22 protein-coding genes and 1 tRNA gene are annotated in these 26,538 nt (G+C 43.8%); 14 read left to right on the top strand and 9 right to left on the bottom strand.

Features of this window, described 5'->3' with window-relative positions:
• Window positions 1-12 precede the first annotated feature (12 nt).
• Both NIASO_RS05155 and NIASO_RS05160 read right to left on the bottom strand, forming a co-directional pair.
• Entirely contained in the window at window positions 13-420 is a 408-nt protein-coding gene (locus NIASO_RS05155) for a c-type cytochrome (protein ID WP_008582924.1), read from the bottom strand.
• Window positions 421-450: 30 nt separating this feature from the next.
• Window positions 451-1,506, bottom strand: coding sequence for a sugar phosphate isomerase/epimerase family protein (locus tag NIASO_RS05160; protein ID WP_008582921.1), 1,056 nt, complete (start codon window positions 1,504-1,506; stop codon window positions 451-453).
• A 245-nt stretch (window positions 1,507-1,751) separates the two neighbouring features.
• Here NIASO_RS05160 and NIASO_RS05165 point away from each other — a divergent pair, with 245 nt between their 5' ends.
• Genes NIASO_RS05165 through NIASO_RS05175 form a run of 3 tightly spaced genes read left to right on the top strand, consistent with a single transcriptional unit; the run spans window position 1,752 to window position 4,796 of the window.
• Entirely contained in the window at window positions 1,752-3,002 is a 1,251-nt protein-coding gene (locus tag NIASO_RS05165) for a nucleoside permease (protein WP_008582919.1), read from the top strand.
• A gap of 4 nt (window positions 3,003-3,006) precedes the next feature.
• Window positions 3,007-3,906 carry a hydroxypyruvate isomerase family protein gene (locus NIASO_RS05170; protein WP_008582917.1) on the top strand — a complete coding sequence of 300 codons (900 nt, stop codon included), beginning with the start codon at window positions 3,007-3,009 and terminating at the stop codon, window positions 3,904-3,906.
• A gap of 23 nt (window positions 3,907-3,929) precedes the next feature.
• On the top strand, window positions 3,930-4,796 hold the full coding sequence (locus tag NIASO_RS05175; RefSeq protein ID WP_025298728.1) for a sugar phosphate isomerase/epimerase family protein: 867 nt from the start codon (window positions 3,930-3,932) through the stop codon (window positions 4,794-4,796).
• 200 nt (window positions 4,797-4,996) lie between these two features.
• Here the strand turns inward: NIASO_RS05175 and NIASO_RS05180 are convergent, their stop codons facing one another.
• Window positions 4,997-7,156 carry a carboxy terminal-processing peptidase gene (locus NIASO_RS05180; protein ID WP_008582914.1) on the bottom strand — a complete coding sequence of 720 codons (2,160 nt, stop codon included), beginning with the start codon at window positions 7,154-7,156 and terminating at the stop codon, window positions 4,997-4,999.
• Between the two features lie 206 nt (window positions 7,157-7,362).
• Between NIASO_RS05180 and NIASO_RS05185 the strand changes: the two genes are divergently transcribed.
• The 7 genes from NIASO_RS05185 (at window position 7,363) to NIASO_RS05225 (ending at window position 16,291) form a co-directional block, all read left to right on the top strand.
• A complete protein-coding gene (locus NIASO_RS05185) occupies window positions 7,363-8,298 on the top strand; it encodes a hypothetical protein (RefSeq protein WP_008582913.1) in 936 nt (311 codons plus the stop codon).
• Window positions 8,299-9,532: 1,234 nt separating this feature from the next.
• A complete protein-coding gene (locus NIASO_RS05200; RefSeq protein WP_008582905.1) occupies window positions 9,533-9,928 on the top strand; it encodes a hypothetical protein in 396 nt (131 codons plus the stop codon).
• 129 nt (window positions 9,929-10,057) lie between these two features.
• A tRNA-His gene (locus NIASO_RS05205) sits at window positions 10,058-10,131 on the top strand.
• 82 nt (window positions 10,132-10,213) lie between these two features.
• Window positions 10,214-10,783 (top strand): hypothetical protein, encoded by a 570-nt coding sequence (locus NIASO_RS05210; RefSeq protein WP_008582903.1) that lies wholly within the window; start codon window positions 10,214-10,216, stop codon window positions 10,781-10,783.
• 84 nt (window positions 10,784-10,867) lie between these two features.
• On the top strand, window positions 10,868-13,507 hold the full coding sequence (locus NIASO_RS05215) for an outer membrane beta-barrel family protein (protein ID WP_025298729.1): 2,640 nt from the start codon (window positions 10,868-10,870) through the stop codon (window positions 13,505-13,507).
• Window positions 13,508-13,738: 231 nt separating this feature from the next.
• Window positions 13,739-14,866, top strand: a complete 1,128-nt coding sequence (locus NIASO_RS05220) for a glycosyltransferase family 4 protein (RefSeq protein WP_008582899.1) — start codon at window positions 13,739-13,741, stop codon at window positions 14,864-14,866.
• Window positions 14,867-15,823: 957 nt separating this feature from the next.
• A complete protein-coding gene (locus NIASO_RS05225) occupies window positions 15,824-16,291 on the top strand; it encodes an LEA type 2 family protein (protein WP_008582898.1) in 468 nt (155 codons plus the stop codon).
• A 74-nt stretch (window positions 16,292-16,365) separates the two neighbouring features.
• Here the strand turns inward: NIASO_RS05225 and pyrE are convergent, their stop codons facing one another.
• A complete protein-coding gene (gene pyrE / locus NIASO_RS05230) occupies window positions 16,366-16,998 on the bottom strand; it encodes an orotate phosphoribosyltransferase (protein WP_008582896.1) in 633 nt (210 codons plus the stop codon).
• A 141-nt stretch (window positions 16,999-17,139) separates the two neighbouring features.
• Between pyrE and NIASO_RS05235 the strand changes: the two genes are divergently transcribed.
• A complete protein-coding gene (locus NIASO_RS05235) occupies window positions 17,140-17,775 on the top strand; it encodes an NUDIX hydrolase (RefSeq protein ID WP_008582894.1) in 636 nt (211 codons plus the stop codon).
• 104 nt (window positions 17,776-17,879) lie between these two features.
• On the top strand, window positions 17,880-18,347 hold the full coding sequence (locus tag NIASO_RS05240; RefSeq protein ID WP_008582893.1) for a hypothetical protein: 468 nt from the start codon (window positions 17,880-17,882) through the stop codon (window positions 18,345-18,347).
• Window positions 18,348-18,394: 47 nt separating this feature from the next.
• Here the strand turns inward: NIASO_RS05240 and NIASO_RS05245 are convergent, their stop codons facing one another.
• The 5 genes from NIASO_RS05245 to NIASO_RS05265 all read right to left on the bottom strand — a co-directional run bounded on the left by NIASO_RS05245 (window position 18,395) and on the right by NIASO_RS05265 (window position 22,848).
• Window positions 18,395-19,654: a DUF2851 family protein gene (locus NIASO_RS05245; protein WP_008582891.1), complete on the bottom strand. Its 1,260-nt coding sequence runs from the start codon at window positions 19,652-19,654 to the stop codon at window positions 18,395-18,397.
• Window positions 19,655-19,988: 334 nt separating this feature from the next.
• Entirely contained in the window at window positions 19,989-20,555 is a 567-nt protein-coding gene (locus NIASO_RS05250) for a Maf family protein (protein WP_044046480.1), read from the bottom strand.
• Between the two features lie 5 nt (window positions 20,556-20,560).
• The gene (locus NIASO_RS05255; protein WP_008582887.1) at window positions 20,561-21,493 is read right to left on the bottom strand and encodes a geranylgeranylglycerol-phosphate geranylgeranyltransferase; all 933 of its coding nucleotides are present in this window, start codon (window positions 21,491-21,493) and stop codon (window positions 20,561-20,563) included.
• Window positions 21,494-21,505: 12 nt separating this feature from the next.
• A complete protein-coding gene (locus NIASO_RS05260) occupies window positions 21,506-22,027 on the bottom strand; it encodes a KdsC family phosphatase (protein ID WP_008582885.1) in 522 nt (173 codons plus the stop codon).
• Window positions 22,028-22,089: 62 nt separating this feature from the next.
• Window positions 22,090-22,848: a Rossmann-like and DUF2520 domain-containing protein gene (locus NIASO_RS05265; RefSeq protein WP_008582883.1), complete on the bottom strand. Its 759-nt coding sequence runs from the start codon at window positions 22,846-22,848 to the stop codon at window positions 22,090-22,092.
• A 24-nt stretch (window positions 22,849-22,872) separates the two neighbouring features.
• Between NIASO_RS05265 and NIASO_RS05270 the strand changes: the two genes are divergently transcribed.
• Complete coding sequence (locus NIASO_RS05270; RefSeq protein ID WP_008582881.1) at window positions 22,873-23,727, top strand: alpha/beta hydrolase; 855 nt, start codon at window positions 22,873-22,875, stop codon at window positions 23,725-23,727.
• A gap of 192 nt (window positions 23,728-23,919) precedes the next feature.
• Window positions 23,920-26,508 carry a type I DNA topoisomerase gene (gene topA / locus NIASO_RS05275; protein ID WP_008582879.1) on the top strand — a complete coding sequence of 863 codons (2,589 nt, stop codon included), beginning with the start codon at window positions 23,920-23,922 and terminating at the stop codon, window positions 26,506-26,508.
• Window positions 26,509-26,538 lie beyond the last annotated feature (30 nt).

Below are 26,538 nucleotides of genomic sequence, written 5' to 3' on the forward strand. Positions count from 1 at the left end.
AATTTTTTAGAACTATTTGTTCAATAACAAAACATATTTCACCATGGCCTTTGCATCCGCTTCCGATACATTAGGATGTGGGGTCATAGGAACATCGCCCCAAACACCGCTACCGCCGGAAATCACTTTGTTTGCCAATTTGGTAATGGTAGCATCATCTGCCCCTGCATATTTTTTAGCCACATCCCTGTAGGCGGGGCCTGTCAGCTTTTCATCAATTTTATGGCAGGTGATACACTGGTACTGCCCTACCAACGCCAGTCCTTTTTGGTAATCAGGATTAGCTGAATTATCGGTTCCGGAAGTTGCAGCAGGTTTAGCGGCAGTACTGTCTCCTTCGGTTTTTTTCTCACCTTCGCCACCACCACAGGCAGCCGCCATGGTTGCCAGTATTACTGCTGATAAAATAATTTTCTTCATTTTCTGTTATTTGTATTTTTTATAAAGATATTAATTCAATCCCAAAACCCTTCTGTTCAATTCATCGTCTTTTACCGTTGCTGCAAAATCATCAAAGGCTTTTTCGGTAACGCGGATGATATGATCCTGAATAAACCGGGCGCCTTCCTTAGCGCCGTCCTCAGCGTTCTTCAAACAGCATTCCCATTCCATAACCGCCCAGCCTTTAAAATCATATTCAGCTAGCTTCGAGAAGATCGTCCTGAAGTCTACCTGACCATCACCGGGGCTCCGGTACCGGCCGGCTCTTTTAAGCCAGGGCTGATAGCCGCCAAAGGCTCCTTTTCTGCCGGTGGGATTAAACTCTGAATCCTTTACATGGAAGGCTTTGATGCGTTCATGAAAAATGTCGATATACTCAATATAATCCAGGCATTGCAATACAAAATGCGAAGGGTCATATAATAAACAGGCCCTTGGATGGTTGTTTACTTTTTCCAAAAACATTTCATAGGTGTCCCCGTCAAACAGGTCTTCACCCGGGTGAATTTCATAACAGGCATCCACACCGCATTCATCAAACACATTCAGAATAGGCGTCCAGCGGCGGGCCAGCTCGGTAAAACCTTCTTCTACCAAACCGGCAGGGCGCTGTGGCCAGGGATGAAAAGTGTGCCATAACAACGACCCGCTGAAAGTAGCATGGGCATTCAATCCCAGGTTCTGAGAAGCTTTGGCTGCATACTTCATCTGCTGTATCGCCCATTCGGTACGCGCTTTAGGATTATTACGCACTGATTCAGGAGCAAAAGAATCAAACAGCAAATCATAAGCGGGGTTTACCGCAACCAACTGCCCCTGCAGGTGGGTAGACAGTTCCGTAATCTCCATCCCGCAATCATTCACCAACCCCTTCACTTCATCAGCATAGGTCTTACTTTCTGCAGCTTTTTGCAGATCAATAAACTGATCATTATTGGTGGGGATCTGCACGCCTTTAAAGCCCAATGAATGTGCCCAGGTGCAAATCGACTTTAAATCATTAAACGGGGGCTGATCGCCGGCAAACTGTGCTAAAAAAATACCAGGTCCCTTTAGCGTTGTCATAACAAAAACTTTCTTTTCTGTGTCGTTATAAATAATAAGTGGTTAAATGTACAAAATCTTTGAAATAATCAGGACTGTTTTAAAAATTTTAAGTAGCCTGTTATACTACCAACTGTTCTTAACAATGATGCAGGGAATAAAAGTGAAGCGTTAAAAAATAAAATATATATTTAGTAGATAAGAAGTAAAAAATAGTACATTTAACCCTTAATTATTATTTTAATTTATTTAACGAAAGCATTGATATGAAGCCAGGCATTAAGATTCAGCTATCCTTTATGATGTTCCTTGAATTTTTTATTTGGGGGGCGTGGTTTGTAACCTTGGGAACTTTTTTAGGGAAAAATCTACAAGCAACCGGAGGTGAAAGCGCAAAAGTATTTGCCACGCAATCCTGGGGCGCTATAATTGCCCCCTTTATTGTTGGGTTAATTGCCGACCGCTTTTTTAATGCCGAACGGATCCTTGGCATTTTGCATCTTATTGGTGCAGCCCTGATGTATTTTATGTTCCGTTCAGAAAATATCAGCAGCTTCTACCCCTACGTATTTACTTACATGGCCTTATTTATGCCTACACTGGCACTGGTGAACTCCGTATCTTTCCGGCAAATGTCTAATCCTGAAAAAGAATTTTCTTTTATCCGGGTATGGGGTACTATCGGCTGGATCGTTGCAGGACTGCTGATCAGCTATGTTTTCCATTGGGACAGCAAAGAAAGTAGCGACCAAGGGGCCCTCCGCAATACGTTCGCCATGGCTAGTGTTGTTTCTTTAGTGCTGGGCATATTTAGTTTTGCATTGCCCAAAACACCGCCCGTACAAATCGCCAAAGAAGACCGGTCGATAACTAAATTGTTGGGGTTAGACGCGCTCAAACTGTTAAAAGATAAAAACTTCCTGGTATTCTTTATTGCGTCCATCCTTATTTGTATTCCGCTGGCTTTTTATTATCAGAATGCCAACCTTTTTCTTTCAGAGATCAACCTGGCAAACCCAACCGGTAAAATGACCATCGGGCAAATGTCTGAAGTGTTGTTCATGCTTTGTTTGCCGATATTTTTTAAACGGTTTGGCTTTAAGAACACGATCCTGCTGGGCATGCTGGCCTGGGCATTGCGTTACGCCCTGTTTGCTTATGGCAATCCGGGCGAACTGGCCTTTATGTTGATCCTGGGTATTGCATTGCACGGGCTCTGTTATGACTTCTTTTTTGTATGCGGCCAGATCTATACGGATGCAAAGGCAGGTGAAAAATATAAAAGCGCAGCTCAGGGGCTCATCACCCTGGCCACTTATGGCGTGGGAATGCTGATCGGATTTGAGGTAGCCGGGATGATCTCGGACCACTATAAAATTGCCGAAAATGCGCACGACTGGAAAATGGTGTGGCTGATCCCCGCAGGCATTGCCGCTGCAGTAATGCTGCTGTTTGCCCTCAGCTTCAACGACAAAACAAAAGCAGAAGCTCCAAAAGAAACAGGAGCTGTTATATAAACAAATGGAAAAAAAGAATCCAACACGCAGAAGTGTAATTAAAGCATTAGCATTGACCACTGCCATGGCGGGCAATGTAAACCTTTGGGCAGCCGGTACTGCTCAAAAGAAAAAGGAAGCAATGAAATTAAAGGGAAATATCAATCACAGCGTTTGCCAATGGACCTTTGGCAAAATGCCGTTGGACGAGTTATGCCTTAATGCAAAAAAATTAGGATTGGGTGCTATCGACTTGCTGGCGCCCAAAGACTGGCCTACTCTGCAAAAGCATGGGCTCATCTGCTCGATGTGTTATATCCCCGGTAAAGTAAGTCTTACCGATGGGTTTGCAGGAACTGAGTTTCACGCCGGACTGATCAGGGATTATGAAGAAGGGATCCCCCTGGTAGCTAAAGCAGGCTATAAGAACCTGATCTGCTTTAGCGGCAGCCGCCGCGGCATGGATGATGAAACTGGTTTTAAAAACTGCGTGGATGGGCTTAAAAAGATCCTGCCACTGGCTGAAAAGAATAAAGTAACGCTGGTGATGGAATTATTGAACAGCAAGGTAGACCACCACGATTATATGTGCGATCATACGGCCTGGGGTGTGGAACTTTGTAAACGCCTGGGCTCGGAAAACTTCAAATTGCTGTATGATATTTATCATATGCAGGTAGATGAAGGAAATGTAATTGCAAACATCCGCCAACACCATGAGTATATTGCACATTATCACACCGCCGGAGTTCCGGGCAGGCATGAACTGAACGACAAACAGGAATTGTATTATCCTGCAATCATGAATGCCATCGTAGCTACCGGTTTCAAAGGCCATGTAGCACAGGAGTTTATTCCTACCGGCAAAACAGTTGAAGAAAAACTACAGGCATTAAAAGATGCTATCACGGTATGTGATGTATAACCTTTAAACCAATAATGAGATCTATGTATAAGAGAAAGGAATTTCTTAGAGTATCCGGCGGCCTGGCATTGGGCCTTGCTTTTGGTTCGGTAGCAGAAGCCTGCTCCCCATCAAAAGGAAGCATAGCGCGATTAGGATTACAGTTGTATAGCCTGCGGGATGATTTGCCCAAAGATCCGAAAGGGGTACTGAAACAGGTAGCCGCCTTTGGGTATAAAGATGTGGAAAGTTTTGAAGGCGCCGAAGGAATGTTCTGGGGAATGGGCCATAAAGGGTTTAAACAGTATATGGACAGCTTGGGGATGCAGATCGTCAGCAGTCACTGTGACTATAAAAAAGACTTTGAAAAAAAAGCAGCCGAGGCTGCTGAGATCGGGATGAGTTACCTGATCTGCCCCTGGGTTGGCCCCCAGAAAACACTGGATGATTATAAAAAACTGGCCGAAGAATTTAACCAGGCGGGGGCTATTTGTAAAAAGAACGGGATCCGCTTTGCCTACCACAACCACGATTACAGCTTTACCTTACAGGACGGCCAATATCCGCAGGATATTTTCATGGAGCAAACGGATAAAAGCCTGGTAGATTTTGAAATGGATATTTATTGGGTAGTGACCGCCGGGCAGGATCCTATTGCCTGGCTGAAAAAATATAACGGGCGTTTCCGGCTCTGTCATATTAAAGACCGGAAAAAAGGCGTGGCCCCTACAAAAGGAGAACCCAACCTGAGCGTAATTGTGGGAACGGGATCTATCGATTTTAAAAAGATCCTGGCGGCTGCCCGCACAGAAGGAATGAAACATTATATTGTAGAACAGGAAGCCTACGAGAAAGCGCCCATTGAGTGTGTAAAAGAAGACGCGATCTATTTAAATAAATTGACCTTTTAACCTGCGTTAAACCAACCTATATATACTCTAAAAACCGGCAAACTCTGCGCCGGTTTTTTTTATTGTGCTAAAATAAATATGATAAAGACTAGTCGGGAAGACGGAAATGCGGGAAGAACCTTCCGCTTTGGCGCCTTCCCGGCCAACGCAAAAAAAACCGGCACATCACGCGCCGGTTAAAATATTTTTATACCGATGGATCAATGAACCGCCGGAGCCGCAACATGGCCGTTCTTCGCCAGCTTGTCGATATTTGCCATATCGTTAACAACATCTACCGCCTGATCCAGGTAAATATCCTCGCTTAAAGACTTCTGCCATTTCTTGATCCTGTCTTCTTTATTCTTGTCTTCAATATTAGTAGTATTAGGATCATTGGGTAATAACGAAACGTTCAGCCTGTTTTTTAATCTGGAAACCGCAACGATCTGATCCGCTTTCTGTTTGATCTCTTTCCGCTCCTGCCGGTAGGTATCAATATTTAAAGGATAGCTCCTGTCATTTTCTTTTGCCAGCCATTGCGCATCATCCTTAATTATTCTGAAAACACTATCAGACTTAAGACGTTCATTGCTCATCGTCTTTAATTCGGGAAGGTTCCAGGCACTCTTCCAGGGCGTATAAGCAGCTTTACTGATCTCATCATAAGGTAATGCGTCCTTATTATCCCGCTCCCGTACTTTTGCACCTTCCAGCGGGCTGGCCAGCACAATATCCGGCTCCACCCCTTTTAACTGGGTAGATCCGCCACTGATCCGGTAGAATTTCTGTAAAGTAAGTTTTACGGTTCCCAGATCCGATTCTCCGTAGGTAATACCGGTTTTCGCATCCAAACCTATATTGCGTTGCACGGTACCCTTGCCATATGTGGAGGTACTGCCTATAATTACACCCCTGCCATAATCCTGGATCGCTGCGGCAAAGATCTCGGATGCAGAAGCGCTGAACTCGTTCACCATTACCGCAAGCGGGCCGTCGTATAAAACAGAATCATCCTTTACGTCCAGCACATTGGCACGGTTAATACGATCTTTCACCTGCACCACCGGGCCTTTTCCTACAAATAAGCCCACCATTTGCACTACATCATACAAAGAACCACCGCCATTATTCCTCAGGTCGATAACAATTCCATCCACTTTGGCATCTTTCAGCTTTTGTACTTCTTTAGCTACATCGATCGAACTTCTTCTTCCGTTTGCATCATCAAAGGCCGCATAAAATTCCGGCAGGTAAATAATCCCGGTCTTTGTATTTTTTGAAGAATCATTTACAATGGCGCTCCGCGCGTAGGTGTCAATATCATTAACGATCTTTTCCCGTTTTAAGGATACCACTTTTATAGTTCCATTCGGTTTTTTGATCGTAAGCTTTACGATAGTTCCTTCCTTTCCGCGAATTAATTTCACCGCGTCCTGCACACCATATCCCATCAGATCTTCAGACGGGCCATCGCCCTGGGCTACCTTCGTAATGATATCGCCCGGTTCCAGTTGGCCCGATTTTGCTGCCGGGCTGCCTACGTTACAGGAAACGATCTTTATTTTTCCATCGCCCTGCTGCAACAGCGCACCGATGCCATAAAAGGTTCCGCTCATTTCTTCATCAAAATACCGCTTATCTAACGGGGGCATAAAATCCGTATGCGGGTCCATTATATTCGTAATAGCCAGCATAAACATGTTGAACTTATCGTCGGCAGTAAATTTAACTTTGTAACGTTCAAAAAAACGGGTCATAACCGTATCCGTTTTTAACCGTGCTTCTTTCTCCAACTGCGCATCGGTTTTTACCGCATATCCTTTTTGACCTTTATTGCTTTTACGCTCATCCAGCAGGTCCACATAACGTTCCAAAGAAAGGTATTTCAGTTTTTTTCTCCAGCGATCTTCGCGCTCCTTTTCATTAGCAGGGTATTGTAATTGATCTCCATCCAGTTGAACAGACTCATTTGTTTTGTAATCAAAGGGGCGGTTGAGTATCGCCGTTGTCCATTTTGTTGCCTCCGCATTTCTTCTGTCAAAAACAGATGAAATGGCCAGGAAACTTTTAACAGGTGCGCCTTTGATCTCATCATCAATTGCATCGCCATATAAAGCCTTCAGCGAATCATAATCCGATTTAAGAAAAATGTTCTTCTCATGATCCAGGTCGCTCATAAATTTATCAAACACTTTTTCCGAAAATTTATCATCAATATTCTGCGGGCTGAAATGGGCCTGAGCCAGCAACTGCCCCACCAGTTCCATGATCTGTTCATATTTGCCCGGAGGCGGGCCACTGCGGGCGATGGATGATTTAAAAGCTAAAAAAGAACCGGCCAGCAATAAAATCAACAGCACAAAAGGTAATCTCTTCATATTTAATAAATATTTTAATACAGAACGCATCTTTCAAAATTAACTTAAAAAACGATGACTTACGTACTGATTAGCACGTATTTCTCTAAGATTTTGATAATTTTGGAGCAAATACCAGCCCAAAATCGTAAACACCTAATTTTTATTCATTTAATGGTCTTTATTTTATAAAAATCCTATTTTTACAACATCCTAAACCCGCTACTATGCCAGCACACAATGATTCCAGTCAGATATTGCTTTTTCACGAATTGCTTTATGGCAGTTCCCGGTCGTCCCGGCGGGCCCGCCAATGCCTGATGACCGATTATAATTTCACCAGCCACCAGTTGCCGGGATACCTGCCCGGCGCTATGCAGGACGGTGTTTTACGGCCCGATCCCGGGCGCAGCTATGTTTTCCGGTCTGTTCCCGATCACACTTATTCGTTCATAGACAGGAATGCGAATCAATTGAAAGGGCTGAAGCTGAACGTTCCGAAAAATACGCAGCAAGTTGGGCCCGATCACCGGGCGGTTGCCGACCACACTTATTACCGCAAAAACCCGGCTGTTGAATATTTATCCCAAAACTGGATACCCATCAGCTCCCTTGGGTTGGGCATTACAGGAACGGCTACAGAAGCCTATTTAAAAATAAAAAACTACAAGGGGTTTAAGGCGGCTGTGCAGGAAGGCAAGTTTATTGCCAACTGGAATGGGAAGCGGGTATGGAAGGCCGGTTTCCGCGGCAATGCCCGTGTATCTTCCAGCATTGTAGCCAGTGAAAAGGCGGCTTTTGAAGCGAGTTATAGTACGATGAAATTGGTAAAATCTATTGGTCATGCAGGTGCTTTTGCAGGAATAATCATTTCGGGAATTGATGCCTACAATAAAGGGTTAACGGCCGAGGCAAATACAAAATTTGTAGTTGATGTAATTATGACTGGGGTTGTTATTGTTCCTGTGGTAGGATGGGCTATTTCAGGGCTGTATTTTATAACAGATGCTGCACTTACCCTTAACGGCAACGACTGGTGGCATCTCGTTTGGGAGAAACTCATTCTGCCCACGCAGGCGTCGCTTGAAAATGCCAAAAAAGTCTATATTGAATCTGTGAATAGAGGTAAACAACGAAATGGCTATCAATACGGACCTTTTTAAATATTTAACAAATGCTTTTTTTAAAATACTTTTTTTATCGGGTCCATAATTTTGTTAACAAGCGAAGGTCAAATAAAGATCCCGAAGATTATGCCTTTTATGTGACTGCTATTTTTTTAGCATTAAATTTCGTAGGCATATTTATGTGCATTGCCAATATCATGAATTTTAAGAAATTTACCATATCTCCTATGCTAAGGGTAGGGCTTTTTCTTTTACTCATAATCATTTATATACTAATTTACAGACGAGTTATTCTAAATGGGAAGTATAAGCAATTTTGCAAAAACGCTTATTATGAAAGTTCTATTTTGAACAATTTATCAATTGGAAACTTTTTTTGTATAGCATTTATGATAACGCCTTTAGCCCTTTACATAATAGCAACTCTTACGTTTCATAGACTCTAAATTGGATTATGCGTTTCTTTAAATATTTTTTTTACCGGGTTTACAGGTTTTATAATAAACGATGGCCCAATAGTGATCCGGAAGGGTATGCATGGTATGCGGTATTTTTATTTGCTATTTACTGGCTAATTGGAGTTACAGTTCTTTTCTCTAATATTTCATTTGTAACACAAATAATTGCTGAAATGGATTGGTTAAAATCAAAACCTGCTATTATCGCTGTCGGCCTGCTTATAATAGGCTTTTTTTACTGGCGCTTTCTATATAAAAAGCGGTATTTGTCTTTTTGTAATGACGCCTATTTTGAGCACACCTATTTACGAAACAGAACAGTTGCCAAGACAGCTCTGTGGCTGTACACGGTCCTTCCATTTATATTGATAATTTTAGGAATCATTATAAAAAAAAGCATGTAATATGCTCTTCTTTAAATATTTTTTCTACCGTATCTCTAGTTTTTACAACAAACGCTGGCCGGGTAAAGCGCCGGAAGATTATGCCTTTTATGTGACTGCTATTTTTTAGCATTAAATTTCGTAGGCATATTTATGTGCATTGCCAATATTATAGATCTTAAGAAATTTACCATACCTCCTCCGCTAAGGATAGGGCTTTTTTCTTTTACTCATAGTCATTTATGTCCTAATTTACAGACAAGTTATTTTAAATGGGAAGTATAAGCAATTTTGCAAAAGCGCTTATTATGAAAATTCTATTTTGAACAATTTATCAATTGGAAACTTTTTTTATATAGCATTTATGATAACGCCTTTAGCCCTTTACATAATAGCAACTCTTACGTTTCATAGGCTCTAAATTGGATTATGCTTTTCTTTAAATATTTCTTCTACCGGATTTACAGGTTTTATAATAAACGCTGGCCGGATAATGATCCCGAGTTGTATGGCTGGTATGCCGTTTCACTATCTGTGGTTTATTGGTTCATTGCAATGAGCGCATTAGCATCCCTGATGCCATCTTTAAAACTCTTGCGCCCCAACTCAAATATTATGGGAGGAAAAATAACCGGAGTCGTTGTAGTGCTGGGTATCGCAGTTTTCTTTTATCAGCAATTTCTTTATAAAAACAGGTACCTCACTTTTTGCAACCCTGAATATTTTAAACCCACTATTTTTAACAAGAAAACCATTGTTGAACTGCTGTTTTGGTTATATATTTTGCCTCCTTTTATAATAATTGTAATCAGGATGGCAACCTGAAGCTATCAATCAAAATATTTTTTTTTAAAAAAAAGACATACTCTCCTTCCTGCAAACTCCTTTTAAAAAATAACACTTCCTTATACTTTGTATCAGAATTTTATTTACATTTGCAGCCCTGTTAAAATGGTGGCTATAGCTCAGTTGGTTAGAGCATCAGATTGTGGTTCTGAGGGTCGCCGGTTCGAACCCGGTTAGCCACCCTAAAAAACCCCGGATGCAAATTCGGGGCTTTTTTATTCCTGGTTCCGGCGCACCGTAACCTAAACCAATAAAATCGGCAATATGCACTACTGGCTCTATCTTTTACCGGCAATTTCCGCTCTTGTTGGCTATCTGTTAAACCGGATCGCGATTGGCTACTTTTTTAACAGCTACCTCCCCAAACGGGATAACGCATGGGCACAGCAACTCGGAAAGATCGCCGCCGAACAAACGTCAGGTAGCATTAACCTGGAAGAAAAGATCAGTGACCCTGCTTTGATCGAAAAAGCAATGCCCGCCATCGAAGCACATATAGATGAATTTTTAAACGTAAAGCTTAAAGAAGAAATCCCCATGCTGGCCATGTTTGTGGGCACTAAAACAACAGACAAGATAAAAGAAGTATTTATCAACCAGTTACGGCTGTTATTTCCACAAGTAATGCAGCAGATCGCCGGGGGCCTGAAAGAAAAGCTGAACATAGAACAGCTCGTTTCCCGTAAACTAAAAGACACGCCATTATCGTTTATCTTAAAGAAAGAACTGGCGGGCATCGCTCAGAATTTTCCATGGCTGGGGGCCTTCTTCGGACTCATTATCGGCGGCATTAACCTGGCGTTGATCTGTTTTATCCTGGGCAACCTGTTATAAGTTCATTTGATCGCCCATCATAATATTTTTACACAAACAACAAGAATTCTGTTTATTGCGCGTCTAAAGCACAAACCTATTTTAATGATAAGATATTTTACGCTCGGATTATTGTTACTGCTCGCAACGGGAATATATGCTCAAAATGGCCAGATGCCCAGTGGCTCACTTTATGGCAAAGTTGTTGACTCCGCTACTAATAAAGGCATCGATGCCGCTACGGTTCAACTGCTCCAGATAAAAAAAGACTCCAACGGCACAACAAAAGAAACCATTGTTACAGGGATGCTTACCAAGGCGAACGGGGAATTTAACCTGGATGGGGTGCCCGTAATGGGAAGATATATGCTTCAAATTTCTGGTATTGGTCATACTACCTATCGCAAGCCTTTCCAGTTTTTTGATCCTTCAAAAATGCAAAAAGGCAACAGGGATATGAGCAGCATGATGAATAACCTGGACAAAGACCTGGGAAATATTAAGCTGGCGATCGACAACCAAACGCTGTCGAACGTAACGGTTACTGCAGCCAAACCCACCATGAGCCTGGGTATTGACCGTAAAGTGTATAACGTGGAAAACAACCTGATGGCAGCAGGGGGAACCGCTACCGACCTGCTGAAAAATATTCCGGCCGTAAATGTGGACATAGACGGAAACGTGAGTATCCGTAATGCATCGCCCCAGTTATTTGTGGATGGAAGGCCCACCACCCTCACGCTGGATCAGATCCCTTCTGATCAGATCGAATCAATCGAGGTAATCACCAATCCTTCCGCAAAATATGACGCCTCCGGAGGTAATGCCGGTATTTTGAACATCGTGCTGAAGAAAGCAAAACGTGTAGGCTACAGTGGTAATGTGAGGGCTGGTATCGACCAAAGAGGAAAATGGAACCTGGGCGGCAACGTCAATATCCGCCAGGGCAAGTTCAACTTTTTTGCCAACGCGAACTACAATCAGCGCAAATCGATTTCTAATGGAGTAACCGATCGGAACACTTTTGGAAAAGACACTACCTTCCACCTGTTACAGAACGACCATAACCTGAGCAACGGCGAGTTTATGTTTGGCCGCGCCGGCTTTGATTATTTCTTTGACAACCGGAATACGTTCACCCTTTCAGGCATCGGCGTAAAAGGGAACTTTAATAATAGTACGGAGAGCAATTTGCTTGTGGATACATTGGCTCCCGGCTTTGATGCACAATCAAAAACAATCCGTTTATCCGATAGCCGTTTTGGCTTCAGAAACCTGGGGGGAAGCTTTGGATATGTACATAATTTCCCAAAAAGCGGGCATCAACTGACCGCAGATCTCAATATTAACAAAAGCAGGAACAACAGTACCTCCAATATCAACAATCAGATCTTTAGCAATAGTGCGGGTTCGCAAACCGGTACGTTCCAGCAACAGCAATTGGGCTCGGGAAATAATAACCGGTTAACCGCCCAGGCGGATTATACCAACCCTATCAGCGACAACTCCAAACTGGAGGCAGGCGTTCGCATCAACAGCACAAAAACGAATAGCGTAAGTAATTTGTATTATATGCAGAACGGATCGTTTGTATTGCAGCCGCCCCTGTCATCACAATACAACTATAAGGACCAGGTATTGGCAGCTTACGGTAATTTCAGCAGTAAAGTAGGCCAAAACTTTGGCTACCAGGTAGGGTTAAGAGCAGAACGCTCCAATTATGACGGTACGGTTTTTTCCAGCACGAAAAATCCCGATGGCTCTTATAGTGAAAGCAGCAATGCCTTTAATATAAAATACCCTGTGAGCTTGTTTCCCAGCGTTTTCCTTAGTCAGAAACTGAACGACAAACAAGACTTTCAATTGAACTACAGCCGCAGAATTAACCGGCCGAGCTTCTTCCAGTTATTCCCTTATACGGATTACTCGGACTCACTGAACCTGAGCCGCGGTAATCCCAATCTTAGCCCGGAATTTGTAAACTCCTTTGAGCTCTCTTATTCCAATAATTTCACCAGGAAGAATAACCTGATCCTGTCTGTTTATTACAAACACACCACCGGGTTGATTACCCGTTACAGTTATAAAGACATTAACCCGCTCAGCGGCGACTCGGTTATTGTAAACTCGTTCACTAACGCCAACTCCGGTTTCGTGGGCGGCTTTGAAGCGATCAGTAAAAACAGTATCACTCCCTGGTGGGATCTTACCAGCAACATCAACGTGTATACCTCTAAGATCAATGTTGATGATCCTTCTATTCGTACCTCCAAACAATTATACAGTTGGTTTGGCAAAATCAATAACGAGATTAAACTTCCTAAAAATTTCACCCTGCAATTGTCCGGCGACTATACCTCAAAAACAGTCTTAGCTCCCGGCGGTAGCGCGTCGAGCGGATCGGGCGGCGGCCGAGGCTTTATGGGAACCGTAAGCGGTAACGCTCAGGGATTTTCGATGCCCAATTACGGCGTAGACGCAGCGCTGAAATATGAGTTCCTGAAAGCAAAAGCCGCATCCATTACCTTATCCGTAAACGATATTTTCAAAACACGCAAAAGCGATGTTTATACCGATGCAGGATTTTATGATCAACACCAGATGCGCACAAGAGATCAACAGTTCTTCCGCCTCAACTTTTCTTATCGTTTTGGAAAATTTGACGCAGCGCTGTTCAAAAGAAAAAATGTAAAAGGAGAACAGGAAAGTATCCAGGGAGGCATGCAGGGAATGGGTGGCCAATAACAATAATGCACCAGAAACAATTTCCAGCAGCATAGTATATTATTTCGTGGCAACGCCGGCATTACAACCGGCGTTGTTTTTTTATTCAACCTTTTACACCCGTTTTTGTTCTATTTCAATTGTCAATTAGTAAAAAAAACCTAAATTGATGTGATGATCCTGTATAAGCAACAGGTTGTTTTCTTCAATTTTTTATTTGGACATTTTTAATCTAATGGGCTGATTTATAGCTTGGAAAAAGAATTACATATCGTTTGTCCTGATGTTCCGTGTCCTGCCGACTATGGCTGTATCATCGACATCATGAACCGGATAAGAGCCTTGCATGCATCCGGAATACGCATACACCTTCATTATTTCAGTGAAAATCACAGCAATGCTCCCCGGGAATTACATTCCTTTTGCCAGTCGGTGTGTTTGTATGAACCAAGAAATAAAAGGCAATGCAGCGGTGCTTCCCTGCCCTATAATGTTGCGGCACGCATCAATGATTTACTGATCGAACGGTTAAATGCTGATGACCACCCTATTCTTATAGAAGGCCTGTCCTGCACGGGAATCATTCCTTTTTTAAAAAACAATCAGCGTAGTATTTGTGTGCGTATGCATACCAATGAGGAGCTCTATTATCAGGAGCTGGCGCGAAGCACCACCGGGCTTTTTAAAAAATTTCATTATGCAGCAGAAAGCCGGCATATAAAAAAATACACGGCCGCACTTCCTAAAAATGTGTTGCTGGCCTGCGTTTCGGATCCCGATCTTTCTTTTTTCAGGGAACGGGGGTTTGAAAACATATTTCGCCTTCCCACTTTTCCCAACTGGCAGCGCGTGAACAGCCTGGAGGGAATAGGCACCCATTGCCTCTTTCATGGAAAATTATCTGTGCCGGACAATGAACAGGCCGCCTTATGGTTATTGCATAAAGTATTTAACAAAGTACGGGTCCCCTTTATTATTGCAGGTAAAGACCCCAGCAGGCAATTACAAAAAGCCGCGGCGCTGTGTGAGCATACCTGCCTGGTAAGCAACCCCTGCGAATCAGAAATTAATGACCTGGTACAAAAGGCACATATAAATATTCTCCCCAACCTTAATAAAAATTGCACCGGAACCCGGTTAAAACTACTGCACGCATTGTATTCCGGGCGGCACTGCGTAACAACTCCTTCTATGATAGCTGAAAGCGGACTGGGAGCTACCTGCCATATCGGGACTACGCCTAACGCCCTGGCTTCCATTATTTCTCAGCTATATTATAAACCTTTTGAAGAGGATGAAATTCAGCTCCGCAAAGCCCTCGTGGAGAAAACTTTTGACAACTCAAAAAATACCGCCTGCCTGATTGACCATCTTTGGTAACAGTTTTTTGGCCGTTCCGATGGCACTTAATTCTCCGCTCAGCTCTTCTGGGCCGACCCAAAAGCCCTCTGTCATGCCTCCCGATAGTCATTGGCATGATCCGGCATCAAAATTCACGAGTAATTCTCAATAGATTCTGAAACAAGTTCAGAACGACAACGTGAACAGGCTTTTTGGTCAGTCCCTACCTGATGAACAAACCTCTGGCTTTCTTTGGCGTAATGAATGTCATTGTACCGGATCAGAGCTCACCCCACCCAGAACATACAAAAGGCATGGCCTCAATTTAATTGGTTAACAAGGGACTTCAGTTCCTTGTTAACCTGTGCGTAAGTAGAACCAGAGAACCATAGGCCCGGCCGACCGGTCTATCCGGGCGGGCTCGGCTTATAAATCGGTCCGGCAATATTATCCTTTGCAATCAACATGCCCGTGGGTATTTAATAAAATGGATGGCGGGTTATTGGAGGATCCAGTGGTGTATACAAACGCAGTTGTTTTATTAAAACCGAGGCTGAATGGGTCTGAAAAAGTGGGTTTGAAGTTATTTATGTCAATTATTACATAAAATTAAAATATAATACGTTTTATACAGAATCTAAATATGCAAATAAGTAATATTGTTCATTTTAAATCAATAAATTATAAAATAAATACAAATTAAATATATACGAATACAAAATATAGAATTATAAAGAAAAATGATAGAAATAAAGTGAAATATTACTTAGCTATATGTAAAATAAATAAATGATAATGAATTTTATATAACATATTTATCCAACTAATTAAATTAGTTTTATTTTAACGGAACCTGACGCCCAAAATACTATATTTATTAGTATAACTTTCACGCTAATTTTTAGATGTCTGAATAATATACAGCGTTTTAACAGGCATTTTTTCGCAACTGGATAAATTACCGTTTACTTTGCCTTTTAATTCAAAACCACACCCATGAAACGAATCTTAATTATTGTAGTTATAGCAGGGCTGCTACTCCCCTCCTGCATGAAATATCAGGATATAAAATTTTTGGGAGTAGACCATGTAAGGATTGGCAAACTGGGGATGAATGAGTCCACGTTGGACATGAACCTGGTGTTTAATAACCCCAACAGAATGGGCGCCACTATTAATAATGCCCGCGGCCAGGCCTGGATACAGGATATCTATATCGGTGATTTTTTGTTAAGCGAAGACGTGAAAATTCCCGCCTCAAGCAATTTTTCAGTACCGGTAAGCCTGAAGTTAAATCTGAAAGACCTTGTAAAAAACTCCCTGAACCTCATTACCCGGGATTCTATAGCGCTTCGGGTAGATGGCAGCGCACAACTGAGCAAAGGCGGCATTATAAAAAATTTCCCGCTCCGTTATTCCGGCAGGCAATCGTCTCAACAATTATTGGGACAATTAAGATTTTAGCGAAGTACGGCCACGGGGACACAAAGCCACTAAGCCATTATTCTTTGTGCCTTCGCGCCTTCGTGGCCTCAGCACTAAATGCCCTTCCAGTTGGCAGGATCTTCCCGCCAGTTTAACAAAAGGGCCGCATCCGCTTCCTTAATAAGTCCCTTTTCAAGGGCCAGCTCCAGCAACACCGGGTAGCTGGTCAATGGCTTGTAATTTATTCCCCTTTCGGCAAATGCCTCTTTAGCCACCTGGAAGTCGTAGGTAAAAATGGAAACCATCCCCACCACGTTCAAACCAGCGGCAACAAGCGCATCTACGGCCTGCAGGCTGCTTTTTCCGGTGCTCACCAGGTCTTCTACCACGGCTACCTTTTGCCCTTTTTCAAACAATCCTTCCACCTGGTTGCCCAATCCATGCTCCTTCGGTTTGGGGCGCACATAAATAAAAGGCAGTTTTAGTTGATCCGCAGCCAGCGCCCCCCAGGCAATAGCGCCGGTAGCAACGCCGGCAATACCATCCGCTTCGCTAAATTGTTCAAAAAGCACATTAGTCAACTCACTTTTTATAAAATCGCGTACAAAGGGAAAAGACAGCACACTGCGGTTGTCGCAATAAATCGGGCTTTTCCAGCCACTTGCCCAGGTAAAGGGCTCTTCGGGGCGTAACTTCACGGCATTTACCTGTAATAATTTCTCTGCAACAATTTTTGCATCATTCATAATAGCGTCTTATAATTTTTATTATTGGAACTATTGCCCGGATGTGATTTTTCGTTATTACATTATGTACTTTTGAACTGAAAAATTTCACCCCGGATCCCGCGCGAAATTAAGCGCTATCCATTACAAAACTATATCTAAATGCAAATTAAAATCCATATAAACGATAAAATACTTTACCTGTGCAATGTATTGGACCAACCCCTGCAAACCTTATTGCACCACCCGGAAACGGTTTTTATTGATGAACTGAACGGGCATTCAGTAAAAGCCATGCTCCGCGAACTGACGTTGCCCGAGATCAGCACGGGCATATTTTTACACCAGGATTTCGACGAACTGAAAAAAGTGTTTTTCAAAAAATTTGAAGTGGTACAGGCCGGGGGCGGATTGGTTACAAATGAAAAAAATGAAGTGCTGATGATCTTCAGACGGGGCTTCTGGGATCTGCCCAAAGGGAAACGGGAAACGGGCGAAACTATTGAAGACTGCGCGATCAGAGAAGTGCAGGAAGAAACAGGGCTTACACAAGTAACGCTGAAAGCGCCCTTGCAGATAACCTATCACACTTACGAACTGGGTACCCATCATATCCTTAAGGAGTCGCATTGGTTTTTAATGAATGCAAAAGCAGAAGAGGCGCTAATTCCGCAAACCGAAGAAGACATTGAAAAGATCACCTGGGTGGACCCGAACGATATCGATCCTTATAAAGAAAAGGCTTATGCCTCAATTAAAGAGGTGTTGACTGCCTGGCGTAGTGAAAAGGCACAATAACACCATAGGTTGAAACCTTAGGAATTTATTAACGGCAGCCGCAGCAGCAACAACGTCTAGTTAATAAAGACATTCGTATTCATCAAAACCAGTAAAAAAATTTTATGAAAAAGTTATTCACCCTTGCTGTATTTATATCCGGGTTGGCCATAGCACAGGTGGCCCGCGCCCAGGTCAGTGTTAATATTAATATCGGCAGTCAGCCACAATGGGGTCCTTCCGGATACAACTATGCACGTTATTATTACATCCCCGAAATCAATGCCTATTATGATGTGACCAGCCGTACCTATATCTTCCAAAACGGAAGAAGGTGGGTTACAAAAAGAAGCCTGCCCGGTCGCTACCGCAATTTTGATTTGTACCGCACCTACAAAGTTGTGGTAAACTCAGACAGGCCCTGGCAAAACAACGCCGTGCATATACGCAATTATTCGAGGTACAGGACAAATTACTCCCAGGTAAACATCAGGGATTATAATGTCCGCCATGACAATCGGGGTAACAACCGGTATAATGATCACCAGAATGGACGGCACGACCGGGACCGCAGGAACGACCACAGGCGGTAAGGCTTCCTGGCAATAGTTTATGAATAAGGGCGTTCTTGTGAACGCCTTTATTTTTCCTTTTTCAAAAGGTAATTGCCCACGGTGCATTTCAGACATTGCCGTTCTTCGCAATAGCGGGTTTGCTGTTCTATTAATGATTGGGAATCCAGCGCCGATTTAATAACAACACCCAATGCGCTAAACTCTTTCGTTATCGCATTTTTTTCCGCGGGTATATCTTCCAGCCAACGAACCGCCCGCTCCTTCAGTTCATTTTTATCAACAGCATCGCCGTAGGCAAAAAGCATGGGGCACACAGTGTTAACAATAATGTTGTTGATCATTGACGCACCAACCGGCTTTTCTTTAAACAGGCCTTCCTCCTTAAGATTGTAGTGGTAATTCCAGAAATCATTGGTGCCGACCTTAAACAAAAGCCTTATTTCCTGCAACGCCGTTTTCTCCAGTATTTTTGAAAATAAATGCACCGATGAGTGAACCACCGATGCAAGCTGCGCCAACCGGATGGTGGGGAAATTGCCCGGCCGCATGCGCAAAAAATGAACCGGCCCGGCAATGGGTACCAGGTTATATTTTTTTTGCAGGAACGCGTATTCACGTTGCAACATTTTAGGATAGGGATCATCAAAGGTCTCCTGCAGCAAGCCTGCCTGCCCCAGCAGCAGGGCTTCCAGTTGCTGAATTTGATTTTTATGTTTTGCCAGCAATGGCAACGGAATGGATCGCGCCATCGATTCAAAGGCATCAGCATTCACCGGTACACCAAAATTTCTTGCCAGCAGCCACCAGAAGCTTTCCGCCCAGTGATGTTTATTCTTCTTCTGGTATACTTGTATGAGCCTTCCTTTACGGATCAAACGTTCCGCGATCAAGCGACTCTTCCATACATTGAAAATAATATCCGGAACTTTTCCGATCTGTCGTTCACAGGGTATAAATGCCTGTGCGTTCATCAGCACATAATATTTTTTCAGCAGGCTTCTGGATATCAATGTTTTTAATTCAAGTACGGGTATCCCCGACTGCCATTCGTCGTGTTCATAAACGACATGCAGGATCACTTTCCTGTAGTTTTTATCATGCTGGTGCTGATGCCGGTTCCAATCCGAAGTTTTCAAATGCACTTCCACCGCTCCCGCCCAGGTAGTCTCACCAATCCTGATACGTGCATTCTCAAAATCGGGCCCCTGGTTCCGGTTCAGGGTTCCGGCCTTTATAATGCAGACCGGCTCGCCATCAATTGTAACCAGGTCCCGGAGGTTAAAATACTGGAATTGCCAGATATACTGGAGTAGCTGCTCGTTCATAGGTAAAGCTTTAAGTGTTTTCAGGTGTTATCTTCTCCACAAATATACAAAACCAAAAGCAGATCTTCCCAATATTTAAAACCGGGCAGACATATAAATGTTTCTAATTGTTCATACGCTGAGTTTCTAATACTTATACTTGATACAACGAAAATGACCCCTGCAGATCAGCGGGGCAAAGGTCTCCCGAGATTACGCAGAATATCGCAGAAGAATGAAGGGTAATCCGCGCCGCGCCGTTGGCTCCCGATTTATCGGGATGCGTAATCTGCGGGTATTTGTGGCAGCCTTTGGATTAAGTGACCTTGGCCTGCTTAATATCAAAACCGATGTGCTACAATTGCTCCAGCTCTTGCAATACACGGCTCACAGGCAAACCCATAACATTATAAAAATCACCATTGATCTTTTTTATGCCCACCACACCGATCCATTCCTGGATGGCATAAGCGCCCGCCTTATCAAAGGGCTGGTATTTGTCGATATAGTAAATAATCTGCTGCGGCGTTAACGGATGTAATACCACTTCAGTGCATTCGGAAAACAGAATCTCCTTTGTATGTTTCAGTAACGCAACACCCGTAATCACCCGGTGTGTATTCCCCTGCAGTTGGGTGAGGATATTAATGGCCTCATCTTTATTCGCGGGCTTTCCAATGACCCAATCATTTAAGACAACGATCGTATCCGCAGCAATAATAATGTTATCAGACCCCACCTGATCCTTTATTGCCAAAGCTTTCCGTTTGGCTACATCTGTAACAGCGGCATTCAGTTCCAGTCCGGGCCTGAAGGTTTCATCAATTTCTTTCGTCAGTACCGTAAAGGGAATATCTGCCAGCTCTAAAAGCCGTTTGCGCCGGGGCGACGAGGAGGCAAGTATAACAGGATCGCTGGTCATATCCATCACAAATAAAAATAAAAAGTTATCATAGACAATATGCCGGTAAGCATAATAGTCTTTGTAAGGTTGCTGATATCATGATAATCTTTCGAACTATTGGCCCCTATCAATTTTTTGAACAGGTATAGGGCGGGTACAATGATCAACACCGTACAATAGGCAACGCCCAGCCACCAGCCTAGCTGAAGAATATAAACCTGTACCACCCCTAAAAGCGCTATCAGGAGCATGATCCAAACGGCCACATATACTTTCGTGGCGTTAATACCCCATACGATGGGCATAGTTTTACATCCGTATTTACGATCGCCGGCTATGTCTTCCACATCTTTGATCGCTTCTCTTACCAGTGAAATAATAAACGCAAAGCCTGAATACAGAACCGCAAAGCGGAATAATTTCAATTGTTGGGGCAGCGCATTATGAAAGGCGTCAAAAAAAGAAAATTTTGAAAGAAAAATGATCATGATCGTCCAGGCGGTAAGCAGCGAAACGATAACGTTCCCGATTAAGGTATCTTTCTTAAACCTTGCAGAATAGAACCATAATAAAATGACGCAAATAACATTCGCCACTACCAGGTACCACCTTGAAAAGGGATTAACGGCAATAGCCGTTAATAAAATACCGAGCACACTCAGTACCAGGTGCCAGAGCAATGCCCACCGGCGGTTAATATATTTTCCGATGACCATCTTTCGGGGATTATTAATACGGTCGATATTCATATCGAAATAATCGTTGATGATATTTCCCCCAGCAGCAATAAACAAGGAGGCAACCACCAGCAATATAAATTGGAGCGTGTCGCCTGCCGGTATACTATTTCTATAAACAGGGTAATAAATACCATATTGAAACAGCACCTGCGTCAGCATTATAAAAATGAGGTTGGGCCACCGGACCAGTTTTAAAAATGCAGGGATCAGTTTCATCGTATCTTAAAATTAAGTAGAGGCGATTAACGGTTCATTTCCCCATTGATCATTTGCCCGCAGCACTTTTTCAATCACCTCGCGTACACAGCCACGGCCCCCCGGTAACCCGGATATAAATTTGGCGGCTCTTTGTACATCAATCGCCGCATCCAGCGGACAACAGGATAACGATATACTGTCAAAAACAGGAAGATCGGGCATATCATCTCCCATAAACAGTACTTCATCTGCAGGAATCCCACGGTCTTTCATCAGGTTTTCAATAAATGCTTTTTTATCCTTCACCTGGAAATGCACTTCATCAATTCCCAGGCGGTTCAACCGGAGCTGGACGGCCGATGGGGCCGATCCCGAAACTATAATTATTCTGTAACCATGCTTCACGGCCAATTGCAGCGCATACCCGTCCCGGGTATTCATCGTACGGGCCATTTCGCCGCTTTCCAAAACCAGTAGATCGCCGTTGGTCAATACGCCGTCCACATCAAACATAAAAACCCTCACTTTCTGAAAACGCTGCAGCAAATCCATCTGATCTTCTTATTTGATTTCCTGCAAATGTATTGGTTTAAACGCATTTTAAACACTTCCCGTTAATGGTGCATCAATGCATTTGACAGGAAATCATATACTGCAAGCTGCTCCGGATAATTATTTAACAGCGCTTTATGCCGGGCGATCGTTTCCAGATCTTTTCTGATGGCCGGCCCCGTTTGCATATTGCGCGGCCGGTCCGTGGTAAGCCGGTCTACCGTATTCCGGATCAGTGGCAATAGCTCATCAAAACCAATCCCTTCCTTTTCACAAAAAGTTTCGGCAAGATCAAAAAGATAGTTGGTAAAATTATTTACGAACACCGCCGCAACGTGCAATTTTGAGCGCAGCGCGATATCTGCATGATGCACCGGAAGGTCGGTGATCGATTGCGCCAGGTGATCTAAAACGTTCCGGGTATATACATTAACGGCCTCTGTATAAATAGTGAGTTCAGGAAACACCACCTGTTCTTTACGGATACTTTGCAAAGGGTAAAAAACGCCGTAGTTTTCGGAAACCTTCTCCAGTGCTTCCATAGGAACTGCCGCTGCTGTATGCGCTACTACTTTATCTTTGAGCTGCAAATCGGCGGCAATGACGGGTATGGCAGCATCGGCAACTGCTATCAGATACAGATCCGCATCCCGGGTGATAAGGCTGGTATAATTAATCGACTTTGTGCCCCATTCATAGGCCAGTTTCGACGCTGCTGTTGTATCTCGTCCGTAAACCTGCACTATTTCATGGCCGGCGGCCACCAGCTTTTTACCCAGTACGGTTGCCACGTTTCCTGTACCAACTATAACAATCTTCATAATATCAGATACCTTTGCTTGCGGATGAAATTACAAAATTTTATAAAGGCAGGGTTAAAAACACAGATCAGCCTCCTCGCCCTTTTCTCAAAACGGAAAGCCGGCAACAAAGCCTTCAATATATTCTGTACGCCTTTTGGAAAAACAACGTATGCAGCTACCGCCGTGTTACAATCTGCAGAAGCATTGCAAATGACCTGCAACGGAATGCTGCTAAGAGGTTACCGCTGGAACAAAGGCGCTCCTGAAAAATTGTTGATCGCGCATGGTTTCCGCTCCCACACCCAGCGTTTTGAACATTTAATTCCTCATTTAATAGAAAGGAACTATGAAATTGTTGCTTTTGATGCGCCGGCGCACGGGCTAAGTGCCGGCAAGCGGATCAATGCAATTGACTATACCAAAGCGATCAGTCTCATCACCAGCAGGTACGGCCCATTCGATGTTTATGTAGCACACTCCTTTGGCGGGCTTGCCGTTGTGCTAAGTGTGGTGGCGGAACAAGCCCAAAATGAAAATAAAAAAATTGTGCTGTTCGCGCCTGCCACTAACGCCCAAACCCTTGCCACCACTTTTTTGAAAGCGATGGCTATCACGGACCCTTCGACACAAAAACATTTTTACAACAATGTTACGCGCCTGAGCAATGGCAAAAACCTGGATTGGTTTTCGATAGAAAGATGCCTGCCGGATCTTCGTTCCCCGGTTTTATGGATACAGGATCAATCGGACCAGATTATTCCTGCAGCAGAAGCCTTAACCATTAGCGATTTGCGTTATCCTAATATTGAATTCCTTTTCACCGAAGACCTGGGGCATAGCGGCATTTACAGAGACGCCGCTGTTCTAAATAAGGTTTATGCTTTTTTGGATAGCTGATCTTTTTCCTGTTTCAATAAGCCTGACGGTGCCCCGTGCTATGATAATTGGCTCCAACAAACTGTTTTTTAGTATTTTGAGTGCATTCCTGCAAAAGGTCGTATCTTTTCGGATGGGCAAAAATGAGCCGATTTAAAAAAAAAATTTAATCTTGTCCAAAATTTGGCTTCAAAAAGCAGTTGAGATAGAAATATGGCGAAGAATTTATTGATAGTAGAAAGCCCTGCAAAAGCAAAGACAATAGAGAAATTTCTGGGTAAGGATTTCCAGGTCAAAAGTAGTTTCGGGCATATACGTGACCTGGAAAAAGCAGGTATGGGAATCGACATCGAAAGGCAGTTTCATCCCCGTTATGTGGTTTCTGAAGGAAAAGAAAAAGTGGTACGCGACCTGAAAACGCTGGCGGCAAAAAGTGAAGAGATCTGGCTGGCAACGGATGAGGACCGTGAGGGGGAAGCCATCAGTTGGCACCTTTGTGAAGTATTGGGTCTCAACCCCAAAACAACGAAACGTATTGTTTTTAATGAGATAACCAAACCGGCTATTCAACAAGCTGTTCTGTCGCCCCGCCATGTAGATATGAACCTGGTAGACGCCCAACAGGCCCGCAGGGTGCTGGACCGGATCGTAGGGTTCGAGTTAAGCCCGGTCTTATGGCGGAAAATAAGCGTCAAAAATAATTTAAGCGCCGGCCGGGTACAAAGTGTGGCCGTACGCCTTATCGCCGAACGGGAGCGCGAGATAAATGCTTTTGAACCGCAAAGCAGTTTCAAAATCGCGGCAATTTTTACGGCAACCGATATTACGGGGAAAAAAGTTTCCTTTAAGGCCGAAGGCGCCAAATACAATACCGCTGAAGATGCAGCCCAATTTCTTCAGTCCTGCGTTAACGCGGCTTACAATGTTAGCGATATACAGGTAAAGCCCGGCAAGCGCACCCCCGCCCCGCCGTTTACTACTTCCACCCTGCAACAGGAAGCCAGCCGGAAGTTTGGGTACAGTGTGAGCCGTACCATGCAGATCGCCCAGCAGTTATACGAGAACGGGCATATTACGTACATGCGTACGGATAGTGTCAATTTAAGCAATACCGCCCTTGGCGACCTTACCAATACTATAAAGAGCATGTACGGCGAGGAGTACCACCAGTTCCGGCGGTTTAAAAATAAAAACGAAAGCGCGCAGGAAGCGCACGAGGCCATCCGCCCCACCTACATGAGCAATATCTCTGTTGAAAACAACGACTGGAAACGGTTGTACGACCTCATTTGGAAGCGCACCATGGCCTGCCAGATGGCCGATGCCCGGCTGGAGAAAACCACAGCGAAGATCCGGATCTCAACCAATAAAGAAGAACTGACTGCGAGCGGCGAAGTGATCAAATTCGATGGTTTCCTGAAAATTTATCACGAGGACCGGGACGATGAAGATATACACGAAGATGAATTGCAGGAAGGCATGCTGCCTCCTTTAACAGTGGGCCAGGAATTGCCATTGGTAGAGATGACCGGCACTGAACGGTTTACCCGCCCCTCCCCCCGTTATACGGAAGCCTCACTGGTAAAAAAACTGGAAGAGCTGGGCATTGGACGGCCTTCTACTTATGCCCCCACGATCTCAACCATTTTAAAAAGAGAATATGTGGAGAAACGGGATAAAGAAGGAACGGAGCGTAAATACCGGACAATCCTTTTAAAGGACAACATCCTGCATAAAAAAGAAGCCGTTGAGATGACCGGCGCAGAAAAATCAAAATTATTTCCTACGGACCTGGGGCTGGTGGTTACCGATTTCCTGAAGCAATATTTTGGCGATATCATGGATTATGGTTTCACCGCTAAAATTGAAGGGGAATTTGATGAAATAGCCAATGGAAAACTGCAATGGAATAAATTAATTGACGACTTCTATCACCCGTTTAAGGGCGATGTTGACAATACCATTGAAACAGCCGAACGCATTAAAGGAGAGCGGGAACTGGGCACGGACCCGGAGAGCGGAAGACCCGTTTTTGCCCGTATGGGACGATTTGGTCCTATGGTGCAGATAGGTAATGCAGATGATGAGGAAAAGCCTCGGTTTGCCACGCTACGTAAGGGCCAGAGCATTGAAACCATTTCTTTTGAAGAAGCCATCGACCTGTTTAAACTGCCGCTGCAACTGGGAGCGCATGAAGGCAGGGAAGTATCCGTAAATGTAGGCCGTTTTGGCCCTTATGTAAAATGGGGCGAAGATTTTATTTCAATTCCAAGAGCCGAAGATCCTTTATCTGTAACTATGGAGCGTGCCGTGGCGCTGATCCGGGAAAAACAGGTTGCCGACGCCCCTGTTGGATGGTTCGATGCAAAACCCGTTACTAAAGGCAAAGGCCGGTTTGGGCCCTTTATTAAATGGAATGACCTTTATGTTAATGTTCCCCGCAGGTATAATTTTGAAGCATTGACACAAAATGATATCGATGAACTGATCAGGGCCAAAATTGAGAAAGAATCCAATCGTTATATACAACAATGGCCTGAAGAAAAGATCGCTTTGGAAAACGGGCGTTGGGGTGCATTTATACGCTTCGGTAAGAAAATGGTGAAACTGGGCCGGAAAGATACCGGTGAAAAATATACACCGGAAGAAGCTGCACAATTGCCGCTGGAAACCGTTAAAAAAATGATCGAGGCGGAACTGCCGGGGGCTTTCAGCAAGCCCACCAGGAAGGCCGCCGCTAAAAAATCTCCGGCTAAAAAGACGGCGACTAAAAAGACCGCAGTAAAAAAGAGCAAAAAATAAAAACCGCGACGGGGGCTGCTATTTACCTGC

This window comes from Niabella soli DSM 19437 (assembly GCF_000243115.2).
GTDB classification, from domain to species: Bacteria; Bacteroidota; Bacteroidia; order Chitinophagales; family Chitinophagaceae; genus Niabella; species Niabella soli.

Coding starts and splice junctions, on each gene's coding strand:
- pyrE (WP_008582896.1), bottom strand. CDS start 16,998: ATGAATGATGCAAAAATTGTTGCAGAGAAATTATTACAGGTAAATGCC.
- NIASO_RS05215 (WP_025298729.1), top strand. CDS start 10,868: ATGATAAGATATTTTACGCTCGGATTATTGTTACTGCTCGCAACGGGA.
- NIASO_RS05175 (WP_025298728.1), top strand. CDS start 3,930: ATGTATAAGAGAAAGGAATTTCTTAGAGTATCCGGCGGCCTGGCATTG.
- NIASO_RS05270 (WP_008582881.1), top strand. CDS start 22,873: ATGAAATTACAAAATTTTATAAAGGCAGGGTTAAAAACACAGATCAGC.
- NIASO_RS05185 (WP_008582913.1), top strand. CDS start 7,363: ATGCCAGCACACAATGATTCCAGTCAGATATTGCTTTTTCACGAATTG.
- NIASO_RS05260 (WP_008582885.1), bottom strand. CDS start 22,027: ATGGATTTGCTGCAGCGTTTTCAGAAAGTGAGGGTTTTTATGTTTGAT.
- NIASO_RS05255 (WP_008582887.1), bottom strand. CDS start 21,493: ATGAAACTGATCCCTGCATTTTTAAAACTGGTCCGGTGGCCCAACCTC.
- topA (WP_008582879.1), top strand. CDS start 23,920: ATGGCGAAGAATTTATTGATAGTAGAAAGCCCTGCAAAAGCAAAGACA.
- NIASO_RS05180 (WP_008582914.1), bottom strand. CDS start 7,156: ATGAAGAGATTACCTTTTGTGCTGTTGATTTTATTGCTGGCCGGTTCT.
- NIASO_RS05200 (WP_008582905.1), top strand. CDS start 9,533: ATGCTTTTCTTTAAATATTTCTTCTACCGGATTTACAGGTTTTATAAT.
- NIASO_RS05245 (WP_008582891.1), bottom strand. CDS start 19,654: ATGAACGAGCAGCTACTCCAGTATATCTGGCAATTCCAGTATTTTAAC.
- NIASO_RS05165 (WP_008582919.1), top strand. CDS start 1,752: ATGAAGCCAGGCATTAAGATTCAGCTATCCTTTATGATGTTCCTTGAA.
- NIASO_RS05155 (WP_008582924.1), bottom strand. CDS start 420: ATGAAGAAAATTATTTTATCAGCAGTAATACTGGCAACCATGGCGGCT.
- NIASO_RS05210 (WP_008582903.1), top strand. CDS start 10,214: ATGCACTACTGGCTCTATCTTTTACCGGCAATTTCCGCTCTTGTTGGC.
- NIASO_RS05235 (WP_008582894.1), top strand. CDS start 17,140: ATGCAAATTAAAATCCATATAAACGATAAAATACTTTACCTGTGCAAT.
- NIASO_RS05250 (WP_044046480.1), bottom strand. CDS start 20,555: ATGACCAGCGATCCTGTTATACTTGCCTCCTCGTCGCCCCGGCGCAAA.
- NIASO_RS05240 (WP_008582893.1), top strand. CDS start 17,880: ATGAAAAAGTTATTCACCCTTGCTGTATTTATATCCGGGTTGGCCATA.
- NIASO_RS05225 (WP_008582898.1), top strand. CDS start 15,824: ATGAAACGAATCTTAATTATTGTAGTTATAGCAGGGCTGCTACTCCCC.
- NIASO_RS05160 (WP_008582921.1), bottom strand. CDS start 1,506: ATGACAACGCTAAAGGGACCTGGTATTTTTTTAGCACAGTTTGCCGGC.
- NIASO_RS05170 (WP_008582917.1), top strand. CDS start 3,007: ATGGAAAAAAAGAATCCAACACGCAGAAGTGTAATTAAAGCATTAGCA.
- NIASO_RS05265 (WP_008582883.1), bottom strand. CDS start 22,848: ATGAAGATTGTTATAGTTGGTACAGGAAACGTGGCAACCGTACTGGGT.